General features: G+C 65.5%; 7 protein-coding genes. 6 read left to right on the plus strand and 1 reads right to left on the minus strand.

The features are described from left to right. The 6 genes from EOA29_RS16825 to EOA29_RS16850 all read left to right on the plus strand — a co-directional run. Positions 1 to 1,798, plus strand: a 1,798-nt coding sequence (locus tag EOA29_RS16825) for a circularly permuted type 2 ATP-grasp protein (protein WP_127221164.1), incomplete at its 5' end; no start/stop codon positions are given. After that, positions 1,799 to 2,674 carry a transglutaminase family protein gene (locus EOA29_RS16830; protein ID WP_126092221.1) on the plus strand — a complete coding sequence of 292 codons (876 nt, stop codon included), beginning with the start codon at positions 1,799 to 1,801 and terminating at the stop codon, positions 2,672 to 2,674. A 185-nt stretch (positions 2,675 to 2,859) separates the two neighbouring features. Next, positions 2,860 to 3,951, plus strand: a complete 1,092-nt coding sequence (locus EOA29_RS16835) for a DNA topoisomerase IB (protein ID WP_126092222.1) — start codon at positions 2,860 to 2,862, stop codon at positions 3,949 to 3,951. A 112-nt stretch (positions 3,952 to 4,063) separates the two neighbouring features. After that, positions 4,064 to 4,438 carry a YciI family protein gene (locus EOA29_RS16840; protein ID WP_126092223.1) on the plus strand — a complete coding sequence of 125 codons (375 nt, stop codon included), beginning with the start codon at positions 4,064 to 4,066 and terminating at the stop codon, positions 4,436 to 4,438. Then, positions 4,435 to 5,706, plus strand: coding sequence for an RNA polymerase sigma factor (locus EOA29_RS16845; protein ID WP_126092224.1), 1,272 nt, complete (start codon positions 4,435 to 4,437; stop codon positions 5,704 to 5,706). The genes EOA29_RS16840 and EOA29_RS16845 overlap by 4 nt, the downstream gene beginning before the upstream one ends. Positions 5,707 to 5,888: 182 nt before the next feature. Further along, on the plus strand, positions 5,889 to 7,403 hold the full coding sequence (locus EOA29_RS16850) for an aldehyde dehydrogenase family protein (protein ID WP_127221165.1): 1,515 nt from the start codon (positions 5,889 to 5,891) through the stop codon (positions 7,401 to 7,403). A 14-nt stretch (positions 7,404 to 7,417) separates the two neighbouring features. On the opposite strand, the gene ugpC is transcribed toward EOA29_RS16850, so the two are convergent. After that, positions 7,418 to 8,487: sn-glycerol-3-phosphate ABC transporter ATP-binding protein UgpC (gene ugpC / locus EOA29_RS16855; RefSeq protein WP_127221166.1), on the minus strand; the 1,070-nt coding region annotated here is incomplete at its 5' end.

An 8,487-nucleotide genomic window follows, 5' to 3' on the forward strand; every position in this document is an offset into this window, starting at 1 on the left:
CGACATCTATGGCGAAATGCATGTGCACCGTCTTGCCGGCTTCTTCCGCCGCTTCCGCGACGCTCTGAACGGCATGGCAAGGGAGTCCGGCGGACGCGTCGCCATCCTGACGCCAGGACCGCTCAACGAGACCTATTACGAGCACGCCTATATCGCGCGCTATCTCGGCATCATGCTGCTCGAGGGCGAGGACCTGACCGTCTCCGGCGGCCGCCTGATGGTTCGCACCGTTTCGGGCCTGATGCCGATCGGCGTTTTGTGGCGGCGGCTCGATGCGGCCTTCGCCGATCCGCTCGAGCTCAACCCGGACTCGCAGATCGGCACGCCGGGCCTGGTCGAGGCGATCCGCCGCGGCACGGTCTCGGCCGTCAACGCGCTGGGTTCGGGCCTGATGGAAACGCGGGCGTTGCTTTCCTTCCTGCCCAGGATCGCCCAGGAACTGCGTGGCGAGGATCTCTCCCTGCCGAGCATCGCCACGTGGTGGTGCGGGCAGCAGACCGAACGCGACCATGTGCTTGCCAACATCGACCGCATGGTGATTGGCCCGGCGCTGTCGACGCGGCTCGCCTTTGAAGACGATGGCGCGACGCGGCTGGGCTTGGCGCTTTCGTCAGGGGAGCGGGCGGAACTGATCGCGCGGATCGAGACGGACGGTGCCGGCTTTGTCGGCCAGGAAGCCGTTACGCTTTCGACGACGCCGGTCTTTGCCGGCAGCCGGCTGGAGCCGCGGCCCGCCAGCCTGCGGGTCTATCTGGCGCGCACCCAAGAAGGCTGGACCGTCATGCCTGGAGGCTTTGCGCGCGTCGGCTTCTCGCTCGACCCGACGGCAATCGCCATGCAGCGCGGTGGCCAGGCCGCCGATGTCTGGGTGGTCAGCGACAGGCCGGTCGAACGCGAGACGCTGCTGCCGCAGGAGACCGACGGTTTCACCCGGACCATGCCCGGCAGCCTACCAAGCCGCGCGGCGGAGAACCTGACCTGGCTCGGCCGCTATATCGAGCGCTCGGAAGACACGGTGCGCGTGCTGCGCGCCTATCATGTCAGGCTGGCGGAGACGTCCGATCCCGATATGCCGCTGCTCGCCGATATCAGGGACTATCTCGAGCCGTTCGGCATCGAGGTCGAATCGGCGATCCCGCTTGGCCTGATCGGCACGTTGGACAGCGCCGTCTACAGCGCCGGACAGATCCGCGACCGCTTCTCGCCGGACGGCTGGCTGGCGCTGAAGGATCTGTCGAAGACGATCCATAGATTCGCCGGAACGGTGGCGCCTGGCGACGACGCGACGCGCGCGATGACCGTCATGCTGCGCAAGCTTGCGGGCTTCTCGGGCCTGCTGCACGAGAACATGTACCGGTTCACCGGCTGGCGATTCCTGGAGATCGGCCGCCGGCTGGAGCGCGGCATCCAGATCGCCCGGACGCTCGCCCGACTGACTGGAAACGGCGCGCCGGACGGCGCGCTCGACATGATGCTGGAGATCGGCGACAGCGTGATGACCCACCGCCGGCAATATCCGGTGCAGGCCGGCCGGCGCACGGTGATCGACCTCCTGGCGCTCGATCCGCTCAATCCGCGCTCCATCCTGTTCCAGCTCGAGCGGCTGAAGGCCGAGATCGGCATGCTGCCTTCGGTCGGCGGCGAGGGGCATATGTCGCCCGCGGCGAAGGAAATCCTACAGCTCAACACGGCGACCGCTGTGATGGAACCGTCGGACATGACCGCCAGGGTGCTAGACGAGCTCGCCAACCAGATCGGTGATCTCTACAACAGCCTCGCCAAGGCCTATTTCGGTTAGATGCTTTACGACATCAGGCTTCATCTGCATTACGAATACGCCTCCGCCGCCGGCGGCGGCCGGCACCAGGTGCGCGTCTTGCCGCAGACGATCGCCGGCGTGCAGCGGGTGATCGCCGCGTCATTGTCTTTTCAGCCGATGCCGTCCGAACGGGCGGATTTTTCCGATTTCTTCGGCAACAACGTCACCTCGATCGCCTTTCGCGAGGCGCATGAGGAACTCGACATCAGGATGAGCGCGCGGGTGTCGGTCTCGCGGCCGGAACCAGGGCTGGACGTTTCGCCCGACATCCACGGTTTGAGGGCGGAACTGGATGCCGTGCGCTCGCTGTCCCCTGCCGCGCCGCATCATTTCCTCGCCGCCAGCGACTATGCCGGCCTCGATGCGGCGATCACCGCCTATGCGCGGGAGAGTCTCTCTGGCTCCACGGTCGGCACCGCGGTCGATCTCTGCAACCGCATCCATCGCGATTTCACCTATGACGGCAAGGCGACCACCGTGCAGACCCGGGGCAGCGACGCTTTCGCGCTCAAACGCGGGGTGTGCCAGGACTTTTCGCACATCATGATTGCCGGCCTGCGCGGCCTGGGCATTCCCGCCGGCTATGTCAGCGGCTTCCTGCGCACCATTCCGCCGAAAGGAAAACCGAGGCTCGAGGGCGCCGACGCCATGCATGCCTGGGTAAAGGTCTGGTGCGGCCGCGATGCCGGCTGGCAGGAATTCGATCCAACCAACGGCATGCGGGCGAGCAACGACCATATCACGGTCGGGCACGGCCGCGACTATTCCGACGTGGCGCCGATCGTCGGCGTCTTGAAGACCACCGGCGGCCAGGTCGGCGAGCAGGCGGTCGACGTCATTCCGGTCGCCGCCTGAAGCCGCGCGAGCGGCATCGATCGCGCGGGCTGCTTCTCAACTCGCGACGCGACGCCGGGTCTCGATCTATCATAGCCAGTTGCAAAGCGCCTGATGGCTGGCGGGCCGGGGTTGGCGTCGCTCCGCAATGTGGAACCAGCCGCCTGTCGCGCGGCTTATCTACGGACCAGTTCCGTGGAGCCATTATGCTGCAACGAGCACAATCGTCCTCGGACCGCCTGGCGGGTGGTACGAAGATGCAGGGGAACGGCGCGCAAAGTTCGGCCGAAAGCGCGTCGCTCAGCTATGTCAGCGATGCCGATCCGGGCATCCGGCGCCGGAGAAAAGGCAAGGGATTTGATTACGCTGACCCGAACGGAGGCGCGGTCAGCGCGGCGACGCTTGACCGCATCAAAGCGATCGTTATTCCGCCCGGGTGGACGGATGTTTGGATTTCGCCTGACCCGGACGGGCATATCCAGGCGACCGGCCGGGATCAGCGCGGGCGCAAGCAGTACCGCTATCACGCGCAATGGACCGAGGAGCGGGACGGCGTCAAATATTCCAGCCTTGTCGCTTTTGCCGAGGCGTTGCCTGAACTGCGGAGCCGCATCGATGCCGACCTGCGCCGGCACGGCCTGCCGCAGCAGCGTGTGGTCGCAGCGATCGTCTGGCTGCTCGACAACACCATGATCCGCGTCGGCAATGCCGCCTACGCCCGGGACAACAAGAGCTTCGGGCTGACCACGCTGCGCGACCGACACGTCGATATCGAGGGTTCGAGGCTGCGCTTCGCCTTCAAGGGCAAGTCCGGCAAGGAATGGAAGCTGAGGCTCGTCGACCGCCGCATCGCCAAAATCGTGCGCGGAGCGCAGGACCTGCCGGGCCAGAACCTGTTCCAGTATCTCGACGAGGAAGGAAACCGCCGGCCGGTGCGCTCCGAGGATATCAACCGCTACATCCGTGAGGCGTCCGGCGTGGAATTCAGCTCAAAACATTTCCGCACCTGGGGCGGCACAATTCATGCGGCGTCGCTGTTTGCGCAGACGGAACTGCCCGAAAGTGCCCCCCAGCAAAAGCGGATGATAAACAGCATCGTCGACAAGGTCGCCGAACGATTGGGCAACACGCGAGCCGTCTGCCGCAAATGCTACATCCATCCGCTGGTCTTCGAGGCGTGGTCGCAAGGCAAGCTGCTCGACGAAATGGCGGAAGCCAACAGACGGAAGCGTCTCATGCCCGGCCTCGACGAAGAGGAGACGCTGGTGCTCAGATGGCTGCAAGCGCGCGGAGCCTGACATATCGCGAGGGCACGGGATAAGCCCGTGATCGCCCTATGAATTTTTTTTGTCGACCTTGTGTCGGGAAGGGTCCTACTGTCGCGTCCTTTGATACGGAAAGGACGAGACCATGCTCTACGCCATCCTCTGCTACGCCTCCGAAGACGTCGTCTGCTCCTGGAGCAAGGAACAGGACGACGAGGTGATGGCAAAGCTCCTCAACGTACAGGACAAATACGCCAAGGCAGGTCGGCTTGGACCCGTGGCCCGTCTCTTGCCGACCACCGCCGCGACGACGCTGAGGAAGGTCAAGGGGGAATCGGTCGTGCTCGACGGGCCCTTCGCCGAGACCAAGGAGCAGTTCCTCGGCTTCTACACGCTCGAATGCCGCGACCTTGACGAGGCGGTCGATTTCGCCCGCGAGCTCTCCGAGGTCAATCCGAGCGGCGGCTCCTACGAGATCAGGCCGATCTCCATCTTCAATCCGACCAAGGTTGCCGTATGACCGATCTTGCCTGGATCAGCAACGCGATCAGCACCGCCCGTCCGCAGGCGATGGGCGCGCTGCTGCGCTATTTCCGCGATCTCGACGCCGCGGAAGAAGCTTTCCAGGACGCATGCTTGAGGGCATTGAAGAACTGGCCGAAAAACGGGCCGCCGCGCGATCCGGCGGCCTGGCTGATCTTCGTCGGCCGCAACAGCGGCATCGACGCGGTGCGCAAGCGCTCCAAGCAGGCGCCGCTGCCGGAAGAGGACCAGATCTCCGATCTCGATGACGCCGAAGGCGATATGGCCGAGCGGCTGGACGGCGCGCATTATCGCGACGACATCCTGCGGCTCTTGTTCATCTGTTGTCATCCGGACCTGCCGGCGACACAGCAGATCGCAGTGGCGCTGCGCATCGTCTCCGGCATCACCGTCAAACAGATCGCGCGCGCCTTTCTTGTCGGCGAAAGCGCCATGGAGCAGCGCATCACCCGTGCCAAGGCGCGCATCGCGGACGCCGGCGTGCCGTTCGAGACGCCAGGCGCGGTCGAGCGGTCGGAGCGTCTCGCGGCGGTCGCCGCCATGATCTACCTCATCTTCAACGAAGGTTACTCGACCAACAGCGGCGAGGCGCCGGCTCGCGCGCCACTGTGCGAGGAAGCGATCCGGCTTGCCCGGCTGCTGCTCAGGCTCTTTCAGACCGAGCCCGAGATCATGGGTCTGACGGCGCTGCTGCTTCTCCAGCATGCGCGCGCGCCGGCGCGCTTCGACGAGAATGGCGAGATCGTGCTGCTCGAGGATCAGGACAGGTCGCTGTGGAGCCGCAAGATGATCGACGAAGGCCTGGCCTTGGTGGACAAGGCGCTGCGCCATCGCAAGCCCGGCCCCTACCAGGTGCAGGCGGCGATCGCGGCGTTGCATGCGCGCGCGGCGACGCCCGAGGATACCGACTGGACCGAGATCGACCTGCTCTACGGCCTGCTCGAGCAGATGCAGCCCTCGCCGGTGGTGACGCTCAACCGCGCCGTCGCGGTGAGCAAGGTGAGCGGACCTGAAGCCGCGCTCGCCATGATCGAGCCGCTGGAAGACAGGCTGTCCGGCTATTTCCACTTCTTCGGCCTGAGGGGCGGACTGTTGATGCAGCTTGGCCGCAATGAGGAGGCGCGCGTGGCCTTCGACCGTGCGATCGCTTTAGCCAACACCGCCGCCGAGGCCGCTCACATCCGCATGCACATTGACAGGCTGATCAAGGAAAGCGCCGAAAAGCCGGTCCACAAAGCCCGCTGATCCCCCCTCCGGCGCCTGGCCCAATTTTGCGAGCCGGGCTTGGACCATGCCGGGGTGGCGGTTTTTCCCTGAAACGAGTAATGCCACGCCATCAAAGCGCCTGGACGTGCCGGAGGGCGCGCCAAGCATGGCGCAAGGCTTCGACGCTCGCCATATCCGGGCGGGATCTGAAAGGGACAAAAATGACGATAGCGAAGGAAACGGCCTCACTTCTGGAGAAACTTGGCGTCGCCAAGGACGCGCTTTCCGGCGGCGACCTCGTCGTGCGCAGCCCGGTGACGGGCGAGCAGATCGCGGCGCTGAAGACGATTTCTGCCGCCGATGCAAGCAAGGCCATCGACGCCGCGCACAAGGCCTTCCAGGCCTGGCGGCTGGTGCCTGGGCCGAAGCGGGGCGAATTGGTGCGCCTGCTTGGCGAGGAATTGCGCGCGCACAAGGCGGAACTCGGCCGGCTGGTGTCGATCGAGGTCGGCAAGATCCCGTCCGAGGGGCTCGGCGAGGTGCAGGAGATGATCGACATCTGCGATTTCGCCGTCGGCCTTTCGCGCCAGCTCTACGGCCTGACCATCGCCACCGAGCGGCCCGGTCACCGCATGATGGAAACCTGGCATCCGCTCGGTGTCGTCGGCGTCATTTCGGCCTTCAACTTCCCGGTCGCGGTATGGTCGTGGAACGCGGCGCTCGCGCTCGTCTGCGGCGACGCGGTGGTGTGGAAGCCGTCGGAAAAGACGCCGTTGACGGCGCTTGCCTGCGACGCGGTCTTCAAGCGTGCCGTGAAGCGCTTCGGCGCCGATGCCCCGGAAGGCCTGCTCCAGGTGCTGATCGGCGACCGCGCCGTCGGCGAGGTGCTGGTCGATCATCCCAAGGTGCCGCTCGTGTCTGCCACCGGCTCGACCCGCATGGGCAGGGATGTCGGTCCGCGGCTGGCGAAGCGCTTCGCCCGCGCCGTGCTGGAGCTTGGCGGCAACAATGCCGGCATCGTCTGCCCGACCGCCGATCTCGACATGGCGCTGCGCGCCATTGCCTTCGGCGCCATGGGCACCGCCGGCCAGCGCTGCACGACTCTGCGGCGCCTGTTCGTGCATGAGAGCGTCTACGACGCGCTGCTGCCGCGCCTGAAGAAGGCCTATCAGAGCGTCTCGGTCGGCAATCCGCTGGAGACGTCGGCGCTGGTCGGACCGTTGATCGACAAGGCCGCCTTCGACAACATGCAGAAGGCGCTGAAGGAAGCCGAAGCACATGGCGGCAAGGTGACCGGCGGCACGCGGTTCGAGAACGGCCACCCCGACGCCTACTATGTGCATCCGGCGCTGGTCGAGATGCCGAAGCAGGTGTCACCTGTGACGGAAGAAACCTTCGCGCCGATCCTCTACGTGATGAAATATTCCGATTTCGACGAGGCGCTCGACCTGCACAATGCTGTGGGCGCCGGCCTGTCGTCCTCGATCTTCACCCGCGACCTGCAGGAATCGGAACGCTTCCTCGGCGTCGACGGATCGGATTGCGGCATTGCCAACGTCAATATAGGCACCTCCGGCGCCGAGATCGGCGGCGCATTCGGCGGCGAGAAGGAAACCGGCGGCGGCCGTGAGAGCGGCTCGGACGCCTGGAAGGCCTATATGCGCCGGGCCACCAACACGGTGAACTTCTCGAAGGCGCTGCCCTTGGCGCAGGGCGTGTCGTTCGACATCGACTGAGACATGCGAGCGGTTCAGCTTGGAGAAGCTGAACCGCTCGATACTGCTCCTCGGAAAGCCTTGCCTGTCGCTGGATCGAACAGGCGAAGCGCGTCTTCATCGAAGGCAAAGGCGCATGGCTGGCCCTTGGCAACGCGGCTCCGCGGCGGCAAGGTTGCCGTGAGCCTCTGCGCGCCGATCCGGGCTGTGGTGACCTGCTCGGGCCCGGTCAGCTCGACCACATCGATCTCGACGGGCAGCGACAATTCGGCGCCAGTGCCTGACCCGAGGCGGAGCGCTTCGGGCCTGATCCCGACAACGACTTTGGCGCCGTTCCGGGCCGCGCTCGCGTAACGGGGCGGCAACGCCAGTCGCGTGTCGGTGCCGGCTATGGCAAGCTTGCCATCCTCAACCACCGCTTCCAGCACGTTCATCGCAGGCGCGCCGACGAAGCCGGCGACATAGAGGGTCGCCGGCTGGTTGTAGATCTCCTCCGGCGTGCCGAGCTGTTCGATGCGGCCGTCGCGCATGACGGCGATGCGGCTCGCCAGCGTCATCGCCTCGATCTGGTCGTGCGTGACATAGACGACCGTGGTCCGCAGCATCTCGTGCAGGCGCTTGAGCTCGGTGCGCATCTCGAGACGCAGCTTGGCGTCGAGATTGGAGAGCGGCTCGTCGAACAGGAATACCTGCGGCTTGCGCACCAGCGCCCGGCCGATGGCGACGCGCTGGCGCTGGCCGCCGGAAAGCTGGCCGGGCTTGCGGTCGAGCAGGCTTTCGATCTGCAGGAGCTTGGCTGCCTCACGCACCGCCTTGTCGCGTTCGTCCGCGGGGACTTTTCGCATCTCCAGGCCGAAGCCGATGTTGCGGCTCACGGTCAGGTTTGGATAAAGCGCATAGGACTGGAAGACCATGGCGATGTCGCGGTTCTTGGGATGCACGCCGAGCACCGAGCGGCCGCCGATCAGCACGTCGCCACTGGTCGCCTCGGCGAGCCCGGCAATGATGTTGAGCAAGGTCGACTTGCCGCAGCCGGACGAGCCGAGCAACACCAGGAACTCGCCACTCTCAAGCGAGATGTCGATGCCTTTCAGGGTTTCGACGC

This window comes from Mesorhizobium sp. M1E.F.Ca.ET.063.01.1.1, from assembly GCF_003998155.1.
In the GTDB taxonomy this organism is placed as follows: domain Bacteria; phylum Pseudomonadota; class Alphaproteobacteria; order Rhizobiales; family Rhizobiaceae; genus Mesorhizobium.

Coding starts and splice junctions, on each gene's coding strand:
- EOA29_RS16830 (WP_126092221.1), top strand. CDS start 1,799: ATGCTTTACGACATCAGGCTTCATCTGCATTACGAATACGCCTCCGCC.
- EOA29_RS16835 (WP_126092222.1), top strand. CDS start 2,860: ATGCTGCAACGAGCACAATCGTCCTCGGACCGCCTGGCGGGTGGTACG.
- EOA29_RS16840 (WP_126092223.1), top strand. CDS start 4,064: ATGCTCTACGCCATCCTCTGCTACGCCTCCGAAGACGTCGTCTGCTCC.
- EOA29_RS16845 (WP_126092224.1), top strand. CDS start 4,435: ATGACCGATCTTGCCTGGATCAGCAACGCGATCAGCACCGCCCGTCCG.
- EOA29_RS16850 (WP_127221165.1), top strand. CDS start 5,889: ATGACGATAGCGAAGGAAACGGCCTCACTTCTGGAGAAACTTGGCGTC.